16 protein-coding genes are annotated in these 19,202 nt (G+C 66.7%); 6 read left to right on the forward strand and 10 right to left on the reverse strand.

Features of this window, described 5'->3' with window-relative positions; translation table 11 throughout:
- Nucleotides 1–37: 37 nt before the first annotated feature.
- On the reverse strand, nt 38–4,213 hold the full coding sequence (locus tag VI123_RS15190) for a PAS domain S-box protein (protein WP_336338914.1): 4,176 nt from the start codon (nt 4,211–4,213) through the stop codon (nt 38–40).
- 423 nt (nt 4,214–4,636) lie between these two features.
- Here VI123_RS15190 and VI123_RS15195 point away from each other — a divergent pair, with 423 nt between their 5' ends.
- Both VI123_RS15195 and VI123_RS15200 read left to right on the forward strand, forming a co-directional pair.
- The gene (locus VI123_RS15195; RefSeq protein ID WP_336338915.1) at nt 4,637–5,758 is read left to right on the forward strand and encodes a DUF373 family protein; all 1,122 of its coding nucleotides are present in this window, start codon (nt 4,637–4,639) and stop codon (nt 5,756–5,758) included.
- Nucleotides 5,759–5,793: 35 nt separating this feature from the next.
- Nucleotides 5,794–6,513, forward strand: coding sequence for a diphthine--ammonia ligase (locus VI123_RS15200; RefSeq protein ID WP_336338916.1), 720 nt, complete (start codon nt 5,794–5,796; stop codon nt 6,511–6,513).
- A 179-nt stretch (nt 6,514–6,692) separates the two neighbouring features.
- Here the strand turns inward: VI123_RS15200 and VI123_RS15205 are convergent, their stop codons facing one another.
- A complete protein-coding gene (locus VI123_RS15205) occupies nt 6,693–7,661 on the reverse strand; it encodes an NDP-sugar synthase (RefSeq protein WP_336338917.1) in 969 nt (322 codons plus the stop codon).
- 84 nt (nt 7,662–7,745) lie between these two features.
- Here VI123_RS15205 and VI123_RS15210 point away from each other — a divergent pair, with 84 nt between their 5' ends.
- Entirely contained in the window at nt 7,746–8,381 is a 636-nt protein-coding gene (locus VI123_RS15210) for an NUDIX hydrolase (RefSeq protein WP_336338918.1), read from the forward strand.
- Nucleotides 8,382–8,393: 12 nt separating this feature from the next.
- On the opposite strand, the gene mce is transcribed toward VI123_RS15210, so the two are convergent.
- The 3 genes from mce to VI123_RS15225 form a co-directional block, all read right to left on the reverse strand.
- Nucleotides 8,394–8,783, reverse strand: coding sequence for a methylmalonyl-CoA epimerase (mce, locus tag VI123_RS15215; protein ID WP_336338919.1), 390 nt, complete (start codon nt 8,781–8,783; stop codon nt 8,394–8,396).
- Nucleotides 8,784–8,842: 59 nt separating this feature from the next.
- Nucleotides 8,843–9,265 (reverse strand): SHOCT domain-containing protein, encoded by a 423-nt coding sequence (locus tag VI123_RS15220; protein ID WP_336338920.1) that lies wholly within the window; start codon nt 9,263–9,265, stop codon nt 8,843–8,845.
- A gap of 119 nt (nt 9,266–9,384) precedes the next feature.
- Nucleotides 9,385–11,067, reverse strand: a complete 1,683-nt coding sequence (locus tag VI123_RS15225; RefSeq protein ID WP_336338921.1) for an acyl-CoA mutase large subunit family protein — start codon at nt 11,065–11,067, stop codon at nt 9,385–9,387.
- A 128-nt stretch (nt 11,068–11,195) separates the two neighbouring features.
- Between VI123_RS15225 and VI123_RS15230 the strand changes: the two genes are divergently transcribed.
- A complete protein-coding gene (locus tag VI123_RS15230; RefSeq protein ID WP_336338922.1) occupies nt 11,196–11,669 on the forward strand; it encodes an FKBP-type peptidyl-prolyl cis-trans isomerase in 474 nt (157 codons plus the stop codon).
- Here VI123_RS15230 and VI123_RS15235 read toward each other — a convergent pair whose 3' ends face one another.
- Nucleotides 11,670–12,254, reverse strand: coding sequence for a GNAT family N-acetyltransferase (locus VI123_RS15235; protein WP_336338923.1), 585 nt, complete (start codon nt 12,252–12,254; stop codon nt 11,670–11,672).
- A 220-nt stretch (nt 12,255–12,474) separates the two neighbouring features.
- Here VI123_RS15235 and VI123_RS15240 point away from each other — a divergent pair, with 220 nt between their 5' ends.
- On the forward strand, nt 12,475–14,493 hold the full coding sequence (locus VI123_RS15240) for an AMP-binding protein (RefSeq protein ID WP_336338924.1): 2,019 nt from the start codon (nt 12,475–12,477) through the stop codon (nt 14,491–14,493).
- On the opposite strand, the gene VI123_RS15245 is transcribed toward VI123_RS15240, so the two are convergent.
- Together VI123_RS15245 and VI123_RS15250 are read right to left on the reverse strand one after the other, a co-directional pair.
- Entirely contained in the window at nt 14,494–15,684 is a 1,191-nt protein-coding gene (locus VI123_RS15245) for an MFS transporter (RefSeq protein WP_336338925.1), read from the reverse strand.
- A gap of 576 nt (nt 15,685–16,260) precedes the next feature.
- Nucleotides 16,261–17,238: a phosphoadenosine phosphosulfate reductase family protein gene (locus tag VI123_RS15250; RefSeq protein ID WP_336338926.1), complete on the reverse strand. Its 978-nt coding sequence runs from the start codon at nt 17,236–17,238 to the stop codon at nt 16,261–16,263.
- A gap of 130 nt (nt 17,239–17,368) precedes the next feature.
- Between VI123_RS15250 and VI123_RS15255 the strand changes: the two genes are divergently transcribed.
- Nucleotides 17,369–17,983, forward strand: coding sequence for a stage II sporulation protein M (locus tag VI123_RS15255; protein WP_336338927.1), 615 nt, complete (start codon nt 17,369–17,371; stop codon nt 17,981–17,983).
- A 69-nt stretch (nt 17,984–18,052) separates the two neighbouring features.
- On the opposite strand, the gene VI123_RS15260 is transcribed toward VI123_RS15255, so the two are convergent.
- Nucleotides 18,053–18,655, reverse strand: coding sequence for a DUF7110 family protein (locus VI123_RS15260; protein ID WP_053968013.1), 603 nt, complete (start codon nt 18,653–18,655; stop codon nt 18,053–18,055).
- Nucleotides 18,656–18,851: 196 nt separating this feature from the next.
- Nucleotides 18,852–19,184, reverse strand: coding sequence for a 2Fe-2S iron-sulfur cluster-binding protein (locus tag VI123_RS15265; RefSeq protein ID WP_336338928.1), 333 nt, complete (start codon nt 19,182–19,184; stop codon nt 18,852–18,854).
- Nucleotides 19,185–19,202: the final 18 nt, after the last annotated feature.

The following is a 19,202-nucleotide window of genomic DNA, read 5'->3' on the forward strand; positions in this document are numbered from 1 at the left end:
TCCCGGCCGGCCGCACCCGGAGGGCTCGACCGGCGTCTCATCTGTCGACGTCCGCCGACGATTTGTCGACCGTGGCCTCGGCCTGCCGGTCCGCGACGGGGAGCTTGATTCGGACCAGACTTCCGCCCCGGTCCCGCGTCTCGAACTCCAGGTCGCCCCCGTAGCGCGTGACGACCCACTTGATAATCCACAGTCCGATGCCGCTGCTGTGCTGCAGCGACGTCTCCTCGCCGGCCGTCAGCGTCGCCACTTCGTGGTCGGGAATGCCGGGGCCGTCGTCGGCGATTTCGATGTCGACCCAGCCGGCCCGGTCCGTAGCGGCCCGAATCCGGACCCAGAGGGTCGGCCGCGCGCTGTCGTTGTGTTCGACGGCGTTCGTGAGCAACTGCCGGAACGCCTGCCGAAGCGGGGTGTCGGCGAGGATGAAGCGTGTCTCCGGCAGGTCGGTCTCGACAGTCACCTCGGACTCGGACTGGAGCCTCGAAATCTCGTCTTCGAGGAGTGGCACGACGTCGACGGGTTTCCGCACTATCTCGCGGCCGATGATTTCCTGTGCCCGCCGGGCCGTCGCCGTGAGGCCCTGCAGCCGGCTCGCCGCCCCGTTGATTGTCTCGGCCGCCCCCGCGTTCGTCCCGTCGAGGGTCTCCGCCAGCATCTCGGAGTGGCCGAGAATCACTGTCAGGTCGTTCCGGAGGTTGTGTCGGATGAGCCGCTGTAGGACCTCGGTCTGTTGCCGCCGCTCCCGTCGCTCCGTTATCTTCCGGACGGTCTGGATGTGGTGTTCGGTCCCGTCGACTTCGACCGCTGTGGTGACCGTCTCCACGGGGACCGTCGACCCGTCGCCGCGGTAATGCTCCGTCTCGTCGGTTCGCGTCTCCCCCAGGATGAACGACTCCCGGTACGCGGAGAACGTCTCCTGCTCCAGTTCCCCGAACGTCTCCCGGACGTGCGCGCCCTCGATGTCGTCCCGCGTCCGGCCCAGCAGTCGCGCGTAGTGGTCGTTGACGTATTCGAAGCGGCCGGCGCCGTTGTACATCACCAGGCCGATACCGGCCTCGTCCAGCGCCCGCCGGACGACGCGGAGCTCCTCTTCGCGCTCGCGTCGTTCGCTGATGTCGCGGACGGCTCCGACCGTCCCCTGGAACCGGTCGTCGTAGGGGAGCAGTGACAGCTCGATTTCGACGGGGACCCGCTCGCCGTCCCGGCAGGTCAGTACGCCCTCGTAGGTACTGCTCACGGCGTCGGGCGTCACCAGGAGGTCGAGGATGCGTGCATCACCGTCGTCGACTGTCTCCTCGGTCAACACCTTCGAGACGTGGTGGCCGCGGAGTTCATCCGCGTCGTAGCCCGCCGCCTCTGCGAGGGGCTGGCTCACCATCTCGATGTACCCGTCGTTGTCGATGACGTAGAGCTTGTCGCGGACCGTCTCGAAGACCGTCTCGTACCGTTCGAGCTCCTGTCTGCGCTCCACCTGGTCGAAGGCCGTGGTCGCGTTCACCGTGAGCAATCGCGCGCGGTTCTTCTCGGCCTCGCCGAACGTCCCCCGGTCCGTGCTCCCGACCGCGAGGACCCCGTGGTCCCCGAGCGGAAGGACCAGCATCGACGACACCGGATTGTACCGCTCGGTCACGCCGGCCCTCTCGTCGTCGGTGGCGGTCCAGATGACCGGCTCGCCGGTTTCGAACGCTTCTCTGACCGGCCCGGCCGGGTCGGGCGAGAGCGCGCCGTCGTAGAGTCGCTCGATGCGGTCCGGCCACGCGACAGCGGTGAGTTGCGAGTCCTGCGGTTCGTCGCTCCGGAGGTACACGGCGTTCAGGTCGTAGCCCAGAACCGACGCCGTCGCCTCGGAGATGATTTCCGCGAGCCGCTCCCGCGACTCCGCGTTCAGCAACTTGTTGGTCGTCGACAACAGCTCCTTGCGAATCCGTCGGTTCCGACGGCGGTCGCTCACGTCCCGTTGGCTCCCGAGGTAGCGAAGCAGCGTTCCGTCTTCGTCGTAAATCGGTGTGACACTGAGCCAGTTCCAGAACTCGCTGCCGTCGGCCCGGTAGTTTCGAATCTCGGTCGAGACGTCCTCCTCCGCCTCGATTTTCGCCCGGATTTCGTCGACGGTCTCCTGGTCTGTGTCCGGCCCCTGCAGGAACCGACAGTTACGGCCGGTCGCCGTTGTCGCATCGTACCCCGTCAGCTCTTCGAACGACTTGTTGACGTACACCAGCGGATTGTCCTCCTTCGACGGGTCGCTCAGCGTCAGCGGAATCGACGCCTCCTCCAGCGCTCGCTGCTTGATGTACAGTTCCCGTTCGCGTTCCCTCCGCTCGCTGATGTCCCGGATGACGCCGACGCGCCTGTTACTCCCGCCCGGCTCCCCCACCGGGGCGAACCGCATCTCGACGGGCGTCGTCTCCCCGTCGACCGACTGGAACTCGTACTCCAGGACGCCCACGTCGCGCTCGCCGTCCTCGACCTGTCGCCGGACCGCGTCGGCCCGGGCCGCCGTCTCGTCGTCGACCCAGTCGTAGATGTTCGTCCCGAGCAGCCGCTCGCGGTCGACGCCTTTCATCGACGCGTACTGTCGGTTGACGTACGTGAACGTGCCGTCGGCTTCGATGGCGTAGACGGCGTCGTCCAGTGATTCGAGAATCGTCTCGTAGCGCTCCAGTTCCTGCTCGCGCTCCTTCCGTTCGGTGACGTCGGTGAAGTACACGGAGAGCCCGTCTTCGTCCGGATAGGCGCGGACGTCGAACCACACGTCCAGCGGTTCGTAGTACTCCTCGAACGACACCGACCGCTGTTCGTCCAACGCCTCGTGGTACCGGTCGTAGAACGCCGTCTCGACTGCGTCCGGTATCTCCTCCCAGAGGTGCCGTCCGATGAGGTCGTCCCTGGCGTACTCCGCGTCCATCGCGTCGCGGAGCACCGCCGCGCCCGCGTCGTTGACGTACTGCACCCGCCACTCGGTGTCGAGAGCGAAGAACGCGTCGTCGACCCGTTCGATGACGCGCTGCTCCCGCTCCTGTGACGCCCTGATTTCGCGGACGTACTCCCGCTGTTGCAGTTCCTGGCGCAACCACTGCGCCATGTGGTCGATGAGTGCCTGCTCGGTCTCGGAGAACGGCTCCCGTCGAGGGGACTCGTCGGCGAAACACAGGGTCCCGTAGCGGTCGCCGTCGACCACGATTTCCGCGCCGAGGTAACAGCCGAGCCCGAACTTCTCGTACGCCGGGTCGTCTGTCATCCCCGCGGTTTCGGCGTCGTCGATGGCGACAAGGGACTCCCCCTCGACGACCTTCCGACAGTACGTCTCCCCGAGGTCGCTCTCCGCTCCCGCCTGGATGAGCGGGTGGTCGCCCGCCGCTTCGACGACCTCGAAATCGCCCGCCGCTTCGTCGATACGGGAGAGGAAACCGACCGACATATCGAGTGCGGACGCGCCGAACGCGAGGAGTTCCTGCACCCGCTCGTCGAGGTCCATCTCCGGGTCGGCCGTAATCTCGTGCAACCGCCGGAGCCGTGCCCGGCTCTCCTGGAGTTCCCGCTCGCGCTCCTTCCGCTGTTCGATGTCGCGCACGGCGGCAACGACGTACTCTCGGCCAGCCAGTCGCGCCGATTCGAGTTTCACCTCCACCCAGATGTCCCGGCCCTCGTTGGTTGGGTCCCGCCACTCGAACGTCGTCGGCGTCCCGTCGGCGGCCTGCCGTACCAGCGAAACCGCCCTGTCTCTCGTGAACTCGCTGTCGTGCCCGGTGATGTCTTCTAACGTGAGGTCCCGCGTCGCCGGGTCCATTCCGAGCATCCCGTAGAACCGGTCGTTGCTGGCGAGGATTTCCCCGGTGTCCGGGTCGTGGAGCAGTATCCCGTCGGCGGCCTCGTCGACCACACCGGACAGGAGCCGTTCGTTCTGTGTGCGGCTGAGCGCCTGCGCGACCTTGTCCACGACCGTCCCCGCGTGCTCCGTGAAATCCAGCGGGACGACGTCGAACGCCCCGGCGTCGTAGGCGGCGGCGACGTCCACGCGCTCGCCGACGGCGAAGACCGGACAGTCGACCTCGGCCGAGACGACGTCCCCGACGACCGAACTGACGCCGGTTCGCCCGGTCCCGCTGTGCTCGTCACCCCCGGCGTCGCGGCCCGACTGCCCGGCGGCACAGAGACAGACGACGCCGGCGGCAGTCGCTGTCTCCAGCCCCGAAATCGACTCGGGGGAGACCATCTCTATCGGGTTCGACAGTTCACTGCGCTCGAACCGCTGTCGGATACCGGCTCCACTCTGACCATCAATAGCGATAATATATACCGGCTCTCTCGCCGGCGTTGGAAACCGATTGATTAGTCGGTGGACCATTCTCAATAGTTTCTTACACGTATCCGATAACTATACACCTATCGACTGTGGGACCGGGCCCACCTACCGGCGTCGGTTCCGGGACCAGTTTCGGCGGGTTGTCGAGCGAGGTATTCTCGTGGGCCCGTGACACAGCACTGCTCTAGAACCGCGGAGGGCGCCCGAGAGTGGGAAACCGGTGTGCAGGCGAGGAGGTGAGACCACTCAACGACGAGGTGGGAGTACGACGAAACCGCGTGCCGAAGCGACGGCTCGGGAGGTTTTTTATTCGGGGACCGCCTTCGCCGTAGTGTGAGTACGCTGGTGGTGTGTATCGACAGGGACGGGCCGGCCACAGCGGCGTGTCCCGTCGTCGGCCGCGACGCGGTCGAGGAACTCATCACGCAGACGGGGGTCATCGACCCGGAGGACAGCCGGGTCAACTGCCTTCTGGAGGGGCTCGCGGTCGCCGACGAACTCGAAGCCGACGGCTCCGAACCGGTCCTCGCCGTCGTCGGCGGCGGGAGCGACAGCGTCGGCTCCGACCGGGAAATCGCCCGCCAGATAGACGACCTGGTCGGCGAACACCACCCCGACTCCGCGGTCGTCGTCGTCGACAGCGCCGACGACGAGCGGCTGGTCCCCATCATCGAGAGCCGCGTCAAGGTCGACGCCGTCGACCGGGTCGTCGTCCGCCAGGCCCGGGACATCGAGTCGACGTACTACCTGCTCAAGCAGTTCCTGGCCGACGAGGAACTGCGCAAGACGGTGCTGGTCCCCGTCGGGGTCATCATGCTCGCGTTCCCGCTGTTGCTCGTCGTCACCAGCCCGACCATCGCCGTCGGCGCTATCGCCGCCGCCGTCGGCGTGTTCCTCATCTACAAGGGACTGGGCATCGACACCTACCTCTCGCGGCTCCCCGGCCAGACCCGGGAAGCCCTCTACTCTGGACAGGTGTCGCTCGTGACCTACGTCGTCGCCGCCGGCCTCTCGCTCGTCGGCGTCTTCGCCGGCGTGCTGGGCGTCTCCGCTGCCGGCGACATCAGTCCCTTCTTGCTCGCGAACCGCTTTGCCTTCGCCTCCGTCCCGTGGCTGACCGGTGCGGCGCTGGCCGCCTCGCTCGGCCGCCTGCTCGACGAACTCATCCAGCGAGAAGGGGTCCGGAGCGCGTACGTGAACCTCCCGTTCGGTGCGGTCGCGGTCGGCCTCGTCGTTCGCGGCTTTTCCGCCTACTTTCTGGAACGCCGCGGCGTGTTCGCGCCGTTCCGCGTCCGGCCGACCGACCTCGGCGTCGTCCAGATACAGGGGTTCACGCTGGAAGCCGGGACCCGCCTCGCCATGTTCATCCTCGCGGGCATCCTCATCAGCCTCGTCGGCGTCCGGGTGGCGACCTACGTCAGCCACACCGACATCGAGGACGAACTGGTGGAATAGACAGCGATTTACGCCCCCGCCGGCTACCGGTGGCCATGACAGACGGCGCGTGGGTTTCGCTGTTCTCCGGCGGCAAGGACTCCTCGTGGGCGCTGTACCGGGCACTGGAACGGGGCTACCCCGTCGAGCGACTGGTGACGGTGCACCCGGAGGGCGACTCGTACATGTATCACGTGCCGGCGACCCGACTGGCCGGCCTCGCCGCCGAGAGCATCGGCATCCCGCTGGTCGAGGTCGAACCGGACGACTTCGACGCCGACGACGTGCCCGATTCGGGCGCACAGGGCGACGCCGAACTCGAACCGCTGGAGGCCGCACTGGGTGAACTCGACGCCGAACTTGACGGCGGCATCGGCGGCGTCACCGCCGGCGCGGTCGAGAGCGAGTACCAGACCACCCGCATCGAGTCGATGGCCGAACGCCTCGAAGCAAACGTGTTCGCGCCGCTCTGGCAGGAGAACCCCCGGGACCTCGCCGACGCGATGCTCGACGCCGGCTTCGAGATACGGGTTATCCGCGTGGCCGCGTACGGCCTCGACGAGTCATGGCTGGGGCGGACGCTCGACGCCGACGCGCTCGACGAACTGGAGGCGCTCAACGACGAGTACGGCGTCCACATCCTCGGGGAGGGCGGCGAGTTCGAGACGCTGGTCACCGACGGCCCACACATGGACCGCCGGATAGAACTGGCGTACGAGACGGAGTGGGACGGCAGTCGAGGAACGCTCGACATCGAAGACGCGTGGCTGGCGTGAGGTGCCGTCGGACCGGTCGGGAGTGAGCGGTGCGAACGAGCGACCGGCTTTTTCGCGTAGATTTTTCATCGAGTGGTGCCCGCAGGCCGCCGGCCGAGGTCACCCGACGATGAAAAAGGTACGACGGCAGCCGAGGAACGCTCGACATCGAAGACGCGTGGCTGGCGTAATCCACCGAGTCAGCTGCCGTCGGTCAACTTCGTGTGTGCGCCGATGAGCGCGCCGGACAGGTCCAGGCCTTCGACCCGCGTGTCGCGGTCGATAATCGACCCGCGGATGTCCGAGTCGCGGATGGTCGTGTCCGGGAACACGATGGTCCGGTCGAGGCTGGAGTCGACGATTTCGGCCCCCGAGAGGACGTGGACGTTCTCGCCCAGCGTCGTGTTCTCGACGGTGGCGTCCTCGGCGACGACGTTCTCGCCGTCCAGTTCCCACGCGACGGCCTCCAGGTAGCTCTCGGGCGTCCCGATGTCGTACCAGGCGTCGTCGAACGCGAACGCCCGGACCGGGCCGTCGTCGACGAGCCACTGGATGAACCAGCCGGGTTCGTCGGGGTTGTTCCCGTCCTCGAGGTACTCCTCGAAGCGAATCGCGTCGGCGGGGAACGCGTAGCAGGCGATGGAGACGAGCGTGCTGTTGGGGTCGTCCGGCTTCTCCTGGAAGTCGACGACGCGCTCGCCGTCGAGTTCGACGAGGCCGTAGGACTTGGCCTTCTCGCGGGACCCGACGTCGTAGGCGGCCAGCGTGGGGTCGCCGTACTGCTCGAAGTAGTCGATGAACTCGCCGATGTCGAAGCCCATGAGGTTGTCGCCGGCGATGACTAACAGGGGTTCGTCGCCGAGGCCCTCCCGGTCGACCAGCTGGGCGAGCGCGCCGACGACGCCGAACTTCTCGTCTTCCTCGGCCGTTTCTTCGACTGTCAGGGACGCCTTTTCGAATCCGCTCGCGGCGATGTGGTCCCGGAAGTCCTCGGCGAAGCGCTCGTTCGTGCTGACGAACACGTCGGAGATGCGATTGTCCGCCTCTAACTCCCCGAGAATTCGGTCGATGACGGTCGTGTCGCCGACAGGGAGCAGCATCTTGGGCCGGTGCTTGGTGACTGGCCAGAGCCGGGTCGCGTATCCGCCCGCGAGGACAATCGCTTTCATGTCCGGGACCAGACAAGCAAAATACAAGTTCTTTTCCATCGGTCGGACCGCGGCACTTATCGGTGCCCCGCAGCATCACCCCGTATGACTGGCGACGACACGGGGCCTGGGGAGGCGAACCTCACCGAAAAAATCAATCAGACGAACGTCGAGCGGCGGATTTCGAGCCTGGAAGCGTCCTACGACGAGGTGCCCGTCACCGAGGAGCGGTTCGAACTGTCGCCCGAGGAATACGCCGACGTGTTCGCCGCGACGCGTGGCACCGGCTACTCCGGGAACAGCGTCGCGTTCGTCACCCGCGAGGGCACCGACTTCCCGGCGCTGAGCGACCAGATACCCGACCAGGCGGCCGGCGACACCCGCGACCGCGTCCTGCTGGTGCTGGGCCGCGGGGCCGACATGTGGGCGCTGCCGGGCGGCGGCAAGGGCGACGAGTACGAGTCGGTGCAGGGCACCGCCGTCCGGCGGGTCAACGAACAGACCGGTATCCGCTGTACGGTCACCGGCGTCGCGGAGGTCGTCCACTCGATGTACTATCCCGACACCGACGCCCAGGGGTCGGTACACACGCTCGATATCTACCTCGAAGCGGCGTACAAGCGAGGGGCGCTGGACGTAGACGAGTCGGAACTCGTCGGCGCGGCGTGGTTCGCGGAGCCGCCCGAGCGGCTGACGCCGGGGGCCCGGGAGCGGTTCGCGGCGTTTCTGGACGACGAGTGATGCGACGGTCGGTCAGTGCTCGACCAGTTCCACGAGCACGCCGCCGGTCGACTTCGGATGGAGGAACGCCACGTCGTGGCCCCACGCGCCCGGTCGGGGCTCCTCGTCGATGCGGTCGATGCCGCAGTCGGCGACCGTCTCCAGCGCGGCGGAGAGGTCGTCGGTCTCCAGCGCGACGTGGTGGATGCCCGGCCCGTTCGCGTCGAGGTACCGCGGAATCGCGCCGTCAGCGTCGGGCAGCGGCTCCAGCAGTTCAAAGTAGCCGTCGCCCATCTCCAGGAACGTCACCTGCAGGCCGTCGAAGGTCTCCTCGTGGACGACCGGCGTCCCGAAGGCCTCGGCGAACAGTTCCGCGAGCGGGTCGGCGTCGTCGGTTGCGATGCCGGCGTGGTCGAAGCGCATGTCGGGGGGCTTCGACCGCGTGCGGTATATACCTCCGTGACAGGGCGACCGCACCCGACCTACTCCCGTTCCAATCGCTCGCGTCGCCGCTCGAACTCTTCGTCGTCCAGGTCCCCTCTCGCGTAGGCCCGGCGCAGTTCGGCGATGGCGTCGTCGCGACCGCCGCTCGCGGCCCCGGTCACGGCCCGGTAGAAGAGGTACCCGACGCCGACGAGGGCAGCAAGGAACAGCACCTGCAGCAGCGCGCCGACCAGGAACACCCAGCCGGGGGCGGTCCCGCCGCCGGGCCCCATCTGTCCGTCCCACATGTGGCCGCCGCCCCACATCCCGCCGCCGTACATCCCGCCGCCGTACATCCCGCCGCCGTACATCCCGCCGCCCATCATGCCCAGCCCCATCGTGAGCAACGGTAGTACGACGAGTGCGCCGAGGACTGCGAGCAGGACCACGACGAGCCGGCGGTCGGACGACTGTGCGCTCATGCGGACCTCCCGTGGTCACGATAGCGTGCCATAGCTGGAACTACTCGGCCATCGTTCATGCCGATTGCTACTTCGAAACGAAGGCGATACCGCCGCTTCACTTCGGATTCGAAATCGACCTACAGCGACGAACCGGGCTGGTACTCGCCGAACACGTCCCGGAGCACGTCACACACCTCCCCGGTCGTGGCGTAGGCCTTCACCGCGTCGATGATGTAGGGCATGACGTTCTCATCTCCTTCGGCGGCCCCCCGGAGCGCGTTCAGTTTCGCCGCGACTGCTTCCTCGTCGCGCTCCTCCCGGACGGCGGCGACGTTGTCCTGCTGGGCCTGCTCGACGGCCTCGTCGACCTCCTCGATGTCCTGCTCGCCCTCCTCTTCGACCTGGTACTCGTTGACGCCGACGATGATACGCTCGCCCTCCTCCTGCTCGCGCTGGCGCTCGAAGGCCACGTCCTGAATCTGGCGCTGGACCCACTGCTCCTCGATGGCCCGGCGCATCCCGCCGCGTTCGTCGACCTCCTCGATGAGGTCGCGGGCCTCGGCTTCGAGTTCGTCGGTCAGCGACTCGACGTAGTAGCTCCCGGCCAGCGGGTCGATGGTGTCGGCCGCGCCGGACTCGTGGGCCAGAATCTGCTGGGTCCGCAACGCGGTCCTGACCGATTGCTCCGTCGGCAGGCCGATGGCCTCGTCCTTGCCGTTGGTGTGGAGGCTCTGGGTGCCGCCCAGGACTGCCGCGAGCGCCTGGTAGGAGACGCGAACGACGTTGTTCTCTATCTGTTGGGCGGTCAGCGTCGACCCGGCGGTCTGGGTGTGGAACTTCAGCTGCTTGGACTTGGGATTCTGGGCGTCGAAGCGCTCGTCCATGATTTTCGCCCAGAGACGGCGAGCGGCCCGGAACTTCGCCACCTCCTCGAAGATGTTGTTGTAGGAGGCGAAAAAGAAGGACAACTGGGGCGCGAACTCGTCGACGTCCAGCCCGGCCTCGATGGCGGCCTCGACGTACTCGATACCGTCACCGAGCGTGAACGCGATTTCCTGGGCGGCCGTCGACCCGGCCTCGCGGATGTGATACCCCGAGATTGAGATGGTGTTGAACTTCGGCGTCTCGGCGGCGCAGAACTCGAAGATGTCGGTAATGAGCCGCATCGACGGCTCCGGCGGGTAGATGAACGTATTGCGGGCGATGTACTCCTTGAGCACGTCGTTCTGGATGGTCCCGCGCAGTTCCTCGCGGTCGACGCCCTGCTTGTCCCCGACGGCGATGTACATCGCCAGCAGGACGGAGGCGGGCGCGTTGATGGTCATGCTGGTCGAGACTTCGTCCAGCGGGATGCCGTCGAAGACCGTCTCCATGTCGTCCAGCGAGTCGATGGCGACGCCGGTCTTGCCGACCTCGCCGGCGGCCATCGCGTGGTCGGAGTCGTAGCCCATCTGCGTCGGCAGGTCGAACGCCATCGAGAGCCCGGTCTGGCCCTGGTCGAGCAGGTAGTGGAACCGCTCGTTTGTCTCGGTCGCGGTCCCCATCCCGGCGTACTGGCGCATCGTCCAGAGGCGGCCCCGATACCCGGTCGGGTAGACGCCGCGAGTGTAGGGCTCCTGGCCAGGGAACCCCAGGTCGTCCTCGTAGTCGAGGTCAGCAACGTCGGCGGGCGTGTACAGGCGGTCCACCCCGTGGCCCTCCGTGTCCGTCGTGAACGTCTCCTTGCGCTCGCCGAAGCGGTCGACGGTGGGCTGGACGTCGTCTTCCTCCCACTGGGTCTTCGACTCCCGTATCTCCGCCAGCTCGTCGGGGTCAAACATGGGCGGACTGTCGGACGGCGGTGGCTTAAGGGTTCCCAAATCCTTCACGGTTTTTAATATCCAGCTCGCGGTGGGGCGGCCACGAGTCGGTCCGAGGCGGGTTTATGTCGTCGCCGACTACCGGGGGTATGCCAATCGAACCGGGTGACAGCGTCACCATCGAGTACGTCGGCCGCTTCGAGGACGGGACCGTCTTCGATACGTCACGTCCCGAGGTCGCCAGGGAGCACGGACTCATCGAGGCACAGGGCGTCGACGCGAGCGAGTACGCGCCGCTTTCCTTCACCGTCGGTGCCGGGGAGATAATCGAGGGCCTCGACGAGGCGCTGGTCGGACTGGCCGCCGGCGAGGAGGCCACCGTCACAGTGCCCCCCGAAAAGGCCTACGGCGAGTTCCAGGCCGACCGCGTCCGCGAGTACGACCCCGAGACGTTCGAGGGGATGGTCGGGAAGGACCCGGCGGTCGGGCTCCACGTCGAGGCCGAGAACGGCCTCCACGGGGACGTGACGGCGGTCCGGGACGACGCCGTCGAGGTCGATTTCAACCACGAACTGGCGGGCAAGACGCTCGTGTTCGACGTCGAGGTCGTCGACGTCCGATAGTCAGTCGCCCGTGTCGTACTTGTAGGTCGCCTCGTCGGGGTCGATGCCGAAGTCCTCCGGTCCCTCCTCCGGCTCGGTGTCCTCGGGCTCGCCGGCACTGGCCTGCTTGAACCGCGTGCGGAGGCGTCCGGGCACCTGGAAGCGGTCGACGGCCACCCGGAGCGGCACCGCGTCCGGCTGGATGTTCTCCTGTTTGGTTGCCAGCCGGTCCCGGAGCGGGCCGGGTAGCTGCGCGGGCTCGATGCGCTCGAAGCCGAACTGCGCGAGATACTCGGAGGCGCTGGTCAGCGAGTAGACGGTGTCGAACCCCTCGTCGCCCGCGTACTCGACCAGCCGCTCGATGACGTGTGCGCCCACGCCCTGGTTGCGCCAGTCGGGCAGGACGCCGATGCTGGTCAGTTCGCAGACGGGCTCGTCGCCGCCCTTGTGAATGCGGATACGGCCGAAGCCCGCCTTCTCGTGGCTCTTCTCGTCGATGGCGACGACGTAGTCCCGGGACCTGAAGGCCGTCTCGTCCAGCCCCATCTCCTCGATACGGTCCAGCAGCCAGACCTCCTCCCTGTTTTTGGCATCCCGGACGTACATAGCCGAACGTTGGCTCCCGCAGTGAAAAGGGTTTGCGGCGTGACTGACGGCGGAACGACAAAGACCTACGAACGAGAAATTAGCACGTGAACATGAGCCACAGTACCATGCCACGTAGACGGTGCGGGGTCGAGCCGCGACCGCCGGTTGGGGTCCGCACACGCCGCTCCGCCGTCCGTGGGCGTACCGACCGCCGAGTGACCGACGGGACACACGCACAATGAGTGAGCAAGACCACGACACCATCGTTCACGACCCGAGCCGTTCGTTCGTCGAGTCGACGAACGTCTGGGAGTTCATGCAGACCTACGACATCGACGACTACGCCGAACTCGTCGAGCGAACGACCACGGACCTGCCCGAGGAGCCCGATTCCGGCGTCGAGTGGTTCTGGGACACGCTCCCGGAGTATCTCGACGTCGAGTTCTTCGAGGCGTACGACGCGGTCCGGGACGGTAGCGCGGGACCGCAGTTCACGGACTGGTACGTCGGCGGGACCATCAACGCCGCCCACAACGCGGTCGACCGCCACGCGGCGCGGGACAGTCCCACCCGCAACACGGTCGCGCTCATCTGGGAGGGCGAACCCGGCGACACCCGGGAGGTCACGTACCACGAACTGAACCGGCAGGCCAGCAAAGTGGCGAACTACCTGGACTCGGTCGGCGTCGGCACCGGCGACACCGTCGGCCTGTACATGCCGATGATACCCGAGGTCGCGTCCATCCTCTATGGCTGTCTCAAAGTCGGGGCCATCGCCGTCCCCATCTTCTCCGGGTTCGGCGTCGACGCGACGGCGACCCGCATCGCGGATGCCGAGTGTTCCGTCCTGTTCACCGGCGACGGCTTCTACCGACGGGGCTCCGGCGTCCACCTCAAGGGCACCGCCGACGAGGCCATCAGGCAGGCCGGCGACGAACTCGGCGCGGTCCCGGTCGAACACACCGTCGTCTACGACCGCCTCGGCGTCGCCGACGACCCCGACGAGACGATTCGCTGGACCCGTCGCGACGAGTGGTGGGACGAGGCCGTCGGGGCCGCCGCCGACGAGTACGCCGCGAAAGAACTCCCGAGCGACCAGGAGTCGATGCTCCTGTACTCCTCGGGGACGACCGGGAAACCGAAAGGCATCGTCCACACGCACGCCGGCGCGCTCCTCCAGGCGGCCAAGGAGATTTACTTCGGCTTCGACCACAAACCCAGCGACCGCTTCTTCTGGGTGAGCGACATCGGCTGGATGATGGGGCCGTGGACGCTGCTGGGGAACCACGCCCTCGGCGGCACCGTCTTCATGTACGAGGGCGCGCCGGACTACCCCGACCCGGACCGCTTCTGGGCGATGATAGACCGCCACGACATCACCACTTTCGGCGTCTCGCCGACCGCGATTCGGGCGCTCAGAAAGCAGGGCGACGAGTGGCTGGCGGGCCACGACCGCTCCAGTCTCCGCCTGCTGGGGTCGACCGGAGAGCCCTGGGACCCCGAGAGCTGGCTGTGGTTCTACGAGCACGTGGGCAACGGCGAGTGCCCGATAATCAACATCTCTGGGGGGACCGAAATCATGGGCTGCTTTCTCATGCCGATGCCGATACAGTCGCTCAAGCCCTGCACGCTCGGCGGCCCCGGGCTCGGGATGGATGTCGATATCGTCGACGCCGAGGGGAACTCCGTTGCCGACGCCCACGAGCGGGGGTATCTCGTGGCGCGGGACTCCTGCCCGTCGATGACGAAGTCGCTGTGGAGCGGCGACGAGCGGTACATCGAGGAGTACTGGTCGACCTGGGACGACGTGTGGAACCACGGCGACTGGGCCCAGAAGGACGAGGACGGCCTGTGGTTCCTCCATGGGCGGGCCGACGACGTGCTCAACGTCGCCGGGCGGAAGGTCGGTCCGGCGGAGGTCGAGGGGGCGGCGATGGAGCACGCCGCGGTCAATCAGGCCGCGGCCGTCGGCGCGCCGGACGACACCACCGGGACCGCCGTCGTTCTCTACGTCGTCCTCGAACCCGGCTTCGACGCCTCCGACGACCTCCGGGAGTCGATTCGCGCGGCCGTCGGCGAGGAACTCGGCAAGCCGTTCCGCCCCCGGGACGTGCTGTTCGTCGACGAGTTCCCCAAGACCCAGAGCGGGAAGATACTCAGGCGGGCCATCGCCGGCGCCTACCGCGGCGAGGAACTGGGCGACATGTCCAGCATCGAGAACCCCGAGGCGGTGGAGGCCGTCCGGGAGGCGTCGTAGTCAGCCTCCGACGGCGTCCCCACCTGGGTCGTCGAGCCGTAACAGTCCGGGGAGCGCCAGCACCGCGAGGACGACCTCCGTCCCGCCGGCGACGAGGAACGCGGCCGGATAGCCGAAGGTGCCCGCGACGGTGCCGCCGACGAGGATGCCGGCGAGGAAGCCGACGCTGCCGAAGATGTTGAACCCAGCCATCGCGGTCCCGCGCTCCGTCTCGCCGGCGAGGTCCGAGACGAGCGCCATCGTCGCGGGGGCCATCAGCGCGCCGATGACGCCGGTCAGCACCATCCCCGCGCCGGCGACGGTGACCGACGGGGCCTGCCCGACGCCGATGACGGTGAGCCCGTACAGCACCGACCCGGCGACGATTGGCACGGTGCGGCCGATGCGGTCCGAGAGCACGCCGAACGGGTACTGCAGGAGGGCGAAGGGCGCGAAGAACAGCGCCAGCATGACGCCGGTTTCGCCGGGGCCAAGCTCGAACGTCTCCCTGAAATACAGCGTGCCGACGAGCGCGAAAAAGCCCGCGGTGAGCCGGTCGATGAACCCGAAGGCGTACGGGACGCCCAGCGACGGCCGCCGTCTGAGACCGGCGACGGTCGCCGCCAGCCCCGCCCGCTCGTCCGACGGCGCGCGGTCGGTCACGAACAGGGCGGCCACCGCGACGACGAGCGACAGCGCGCTCGCGGCGTACAGCGGGAGCGTCGTCTGAATCTCGTACAGCTGGCCGCCGAGCGGCGCGCCAAGCGCCGTACCGCTCCCGATTGCGATGCCCGCCGCGCCCATGTTCTTGCCGTGGCCGCCGCCGAGGTCCATCAGCATCGTCATCGCGAGCGAGAACGCTGCGATGGTGGCACCCCCCTGGAGCGCCCGAAGGACCAGCACGCCGGCGAACGGCAGCGAGACAGCGCCGGGGAGCCACGCGAGGAGGGCATACAGCACCGCGCTCGCGCCCGCCCCGCCGACGATGAAGGGCGTGCGCCGCCCCGTCGCATCGCTGAGGACGCCCCACACGCCGGCGAAGACGACGAACGCGCCGAACTCGGCGGCCAGGAACCACATGCTCGCGTTCAGGTCCGTCGCGGCTCCCAGCGTCCCGACGAGCCTGTCGACGCCCGGATACAGCAGGACCTGCGCGAGCAGGACGGCGAAGATGACGCCGGCGAGAACGCCCCGGTCTGTGCGGTCCGTCACAGACCGCGAGTACGCCGACGCGAGGAAAATAGATGTCGGAGCCACACGCACGACAGGCCGACCGTCATCCCGACCCGCCCTGTCTCACTCGGCGCCGTGTGGCGGGACGAACCCGCAGTTCGAACAGCCGTTGTGCTTGGTCGTCTGGTAGCTCAGTTTCGCCCCGCAGTTCGGACAGTTGTACTGGTCTGAACTCATTCACCTGTCCGTTTTGTTCGACAGTACCTAAACCTTTTCTCGACAATTGTCTAAGTCGGCTGTACGGCCCCGTAGCGGAGAATACAGCGCTTTCTGAGCGGGTTTCCTGATTGCTGGACGAATAATTACACCGTTCAACAAGGATGAACAAGGTCCCGAGACGGCTGGTAACCGTCGCCTGTCGCCACTCCAGCGTGTGTCACAATCGACACGACGACACCGCGTCCGTGGCCACACGGGTCCCGGTGGCGCTGTCGTCGGGACCGACATCGACTCCTGTCGAAGTGTTACAGCAATAACATCCGGTCGGGACGGCTGGCTGTGGTCTCGGTTCGTACCTGGAAAAAGCGACGGATGTGAAAACAGCGGTACCGCCGGTTACATGTAGCCGAGGTCGCGCAGGCGCTCCATCAGGTCCTCCTTGTCCTGGGCGCGGCCGGCGCGCTCGGTCGTGTTCTCCATGTCCTGTAGCCAGGCGGGCTCTTCGGCGGACTTGTCCGTGCTGACCTCGCTCCCGAGCGAGCGGAACCCGGCGAAGTACTTCGGCGAGACCGGCACGTCCTCCTTCTCGATGCCCTCGGGCAGGTCGTCCTGGCCCTGTGGGACGTAGCCGTCGTCCGGGTAGCCCTCGACCGTGTCCGGGACGACGAAGTTCCAGAAGGCCTCCCACACGTCTGCCTCCGCGAACTGGAGAATCGACTGGATGCGGTCGTGCGGCGGGTAGATGTCCGGGTCGTGGCGCGGCGAGAAGAACGTCTCGTCGGCGCGGGACTCCTGCTCGTCCCAGCGGATGCCCGACAGGATACCGTCGACGTCGTGTTCCTCGATGGTGTCGTTGAGCGCCACCGTCTTCAGGAGGTGGTTGCCGACGTACGTGTCGAGCAGGAACGGGAACGTGTCCTCCTCGTACTCGAGGATGTTCCGGATGTGGTGCTGGTTGTGCTCGGAGAGTTCGTCGACGGGGATGTCGTCGCCCGGTTCGAGCCCGTGCTCGTCGACGTAGTTGCCCACGTCCTCGTTGCGGGCCCAGATGACGTCGAGGTCCCACTCGTCGGCCCAGTGCTCGACGAACTCGATGAGTTCGTCGAAGTGCTGGTAGTGGTCGATGAACACGACCGGGGGGACTTCGAGGTCGAAGCGCTCGGCGACCTCCTTGACGAAGTACAGCGTCAGCGTCGAGTCCTTGCCGCCGGTCCACATCACGACGGGGTTCTCGTACTGTTCGAGGCCGGTCTTCGTGACCTCGATGGCCTTCTCTATCTTGTGGTTGACCGTCGGGTACTCCGCGGGGTCCTCGCCTTCCCCGTCGGTGTAGTCGACGTCCAGATAGTCCGGGAACTCTGCTGATTCGGACATAGTGTAATGAGATATAATTACGAGTGCCAAGTACTTTTTGGATAGTCGACAGGTGTGTCATGCGGTGGCAAATCGGTGGCGGCCGCGCCCGGGCACTCGGGTTTTCTGTTGCCGGCGCGAACGGCGTGGTATGGACGACCGCCCCGGCCTTCCGACCCGCCTCTTTCACCGCTGGCTGTTGCGCTATGTCCCCGTAGCCGCGCTGATACTGCTTGCCAGTGCCGTGCTCGGATACGGACTCGGCAGTCAGGTACCCGCCGCCTGGCTCCAGAACCCGGGGACGACTGGCGAAAGCCCCTTCGTGCCGGCCGAGATAACGACCCTCTCGCTGACGGTCAACAACCTCGGCGCGTTGCTCGTGATGGCGCTCGGCGCTGTCTCGCTCGGGACCATGACGGTCCTGTCGCTCGTCCTGAACGGTCTGCTCGTCGGCGTCGTCGTCGGTATCGCGCTCAAGCAGGTCTCCCCCGTCGTCGTCGCCGCGCTCATCGTGCCGCACGGCCTCGTCGAAATCCCCGCGTTGCTCATCGTCGCCGCCGTCGGGCTCCGGTTCGGGTGGCACACAATTCAGTACATCCGCGGCCGCGCGGACGAACTCGTCACCGGGCAGGACATCCGGGAAGCCGGCTGGCTGCTCGGGACGGCTGCCGTCCTCATCGTGATTGCGGCCTACATCGAGGCGAACCTCACGGTCGAAATCGCGTCGCAGTTCACCGACGCCGACCTCTCGGGGCTCACGGCGTAGCGTTCCGGTGCTTCCGCTGGACGTGTCGTGACGGCCGGAGAAAACGAATCCGCGACTGGAGCTGGTGCGTTACGAGATGAACTCGTTGTCGCGCCAGTTGACGCCCTCTTCTTCCTCGCCGTCGCGGGGTTCTTCCGCGACGTTTATCGCGGCGGGTCGCTCTTCCCCATCGACGATGCGGACGGCTTCGAGTTCCTCGTCGACCGCTGCAATCGCGGTCAATGTCCCTTTCTCGGCGACTTTTGCTACGTCACACAGGACCTCGAACATCGCGTACTGGAGCGCGGTGTTCTGGAGTACCGTCTCGCGGTCGCCCTTGAAGCAGGCGTACTCGACGAGTTCGGACTCGATTTCTTCTTCTTCCTCTTCGAGCGCGCCCCACTGCGGGCCGCCGCCGGAGCTGCCGGTGCTCGCCGCTCCGGGCGGTCCCATCTCGTCGGGGTCCTCTTCGTACACCCGGTTCTCCGTGACGCTGGCCTTGAGCTGGGCCGTCGGGGTGTACTTGCTCATCGAGTCGTCCTTGGCGACGGCACTGACGATGAGCGTATTGTTCCGACGAGTGATGTCGATGTCTGCGATTTCGGGAGGCAGGTCCGGGTCCTCGAAGAAATCGTAGGCATCTTCTAGCGGCAGTTCAAGTGTCGAGTGAAGTCTGTATACGCGGCTGGTCATGGTTGGGGAAGCGTGTGTCAGTCGTCGAAGGCCGTCCGCTGACGCTGTAGTCACTTCCCTATAGGGGCCACTTGCTTATATGACCTGTCCTTCATTCGCGGTCTCACCGCTCTATATCAGGGGATACTCGAGCTCAGTGTTAAAGGTATTTACAGACCTTCTAGCAGGTCGGACAGGAGCAGTATTCAGTGCCTACTCAGTCGTCCGCGGGTGTGGGGTCGCCGTCCTCCGCGCCGATGTCCCCTTCGATGCTGGGGGGGTACTTCCCGCGGTCGAGTTTCAAGTCCGACTGGGGCCGCGCCATGCAGGTCAGCGCGTAGTCCTCCCGTTCACGGTCGGTCAGTCCGCGGGCGGCGGGCTGGGTGACCGACCCCTCGATTATCTCCGCCGAACAGGCCAGACACATCCCGACGCGGCAGGAGTACTCCTGGGCGATACCCTCCTCGATACACCGCGAGAGAATCGTCTCCTTCTCGGAGACGGTGATTTCCTCGCCCGTCCCCACGAACGTCACCGTGTACTCGGTCATGCTCGGCCCTTTGACACC

The sequence above is a fragment of the Haloarcula sp. DT43 genome, from assembly GCF_037078405.1.
GTDB classification, from domain to species: Archaea; Halobacteriota; Halobacteria; order Halobacteriales; family Haloarculaceae; genus Haloarcula; species Haloarcula brevis.

What these genes read in the sequence shown, in the direction of transcription:
- VI123_RS15190 (WP_336338914.1), bottom strand. Translation starts at nt 4,213, where the DNA reads ATGGTCTCCCCCGAGTCGATTTCGGGGCTGGAGACAGCGACTGCCGCC.
- VI123_RS15200 (WP_336338916.1), top strand. Translation starts at nt 5,794, where the DNA reads ATGACAGACGGCGCGTGGGTTTCGCTGTTCTCCGGCGGCAAGGACTCC.
- VI123_RS15205 (WP_336338917.1), bottom strand. Translation starts at nt 7,661, where the DNA reads ATGAAAGCGATTGTCCTCGCGGGCGGATACGCGACCCGGCTCTGGCCA.
- VI123_RS15210 (WP_336338918.1), top strand. Translation starts at nt 7,746, where the DNA reads ATGACTGGCGACGACACGGGGCCTGGGGAGGCGAACCTCACCGAAAAA.
- mce (WP_336338919.1), bottom strand. Translation starts at nt 8,783, where the DNA reads ATGCGCTTCGACCACGCCGGCATCGCAACCGACGACGCCGACCCGCTC.
- VI123_RS15220 (WP_336338920.1), bottom strand. Translation starts at nt 9,265, where the DNA reads ATGAGCGCACAGTCGTCCGACCGCCGGCTCGTCGTGGTCCTGCTCGCA.
- VI123_RS15225 (WP_336338921.1), bottom strand. Translation starts at nt 11,067, where the DNA reads ATGTTTGACCCCGACGAGCTGGCGGAGATACGGGAGTCGAAGACCCAG.
- VI123_RS15230 (WP_336338922.1), top strand. Translation starts at nt 11,196, where the DNA reads ATGCCAATCGAACCGGGTGACAGCGTCACCATCGAGTACGTCGGCCGC.
- VI123_RS15235 (WP_336338923.1), bottom strand. Translation starts at nt 12,254, where the DNA reads ATGTACGTCCGGGATGCCAAAAACAGGGAGGAGGTCTGGCTGCTGGAC.
- VI123_RS15240 (WP_336338924.1), top strand. Translation starts at nt 12,475, where the DNA reads ATGAGTGAGCAAGACCACGACACCATCGTTCACGACCCGAGCCGTTCG.
- VI123_RS15250 (WP_336338926.1), bottom strand. Translation starts at nt 17,238, where the DNA reads ATGTCCGAATCAGCAGAGTTCCCGGACTATCTGGACGTCGACTACACC.
- VI123_RS15255 (WP_336338927.1), top strand. Translation starts at nt 17,369, where the DNA reads ATGGACGACCGCCCCGGCCTTCCGACCCGCCTCTTTCACCGCTGGCTG.
- VI123_RS15260 (WP_053968013.1), bottom strand. Translation starts at nt 18,655, where the DNA reads ATGACCAGCCGCGTATACAGACTTCACTCGACACTTGAACTGCCGCTA.
- VI123_RS15265 (WP_336338928.1), bottom strand. Translation starts at nt 19,184, where the DNA reads ATGACCGAGTACACGGTGACGTTCGTGGGGACGGGCGAGGAAATCACC.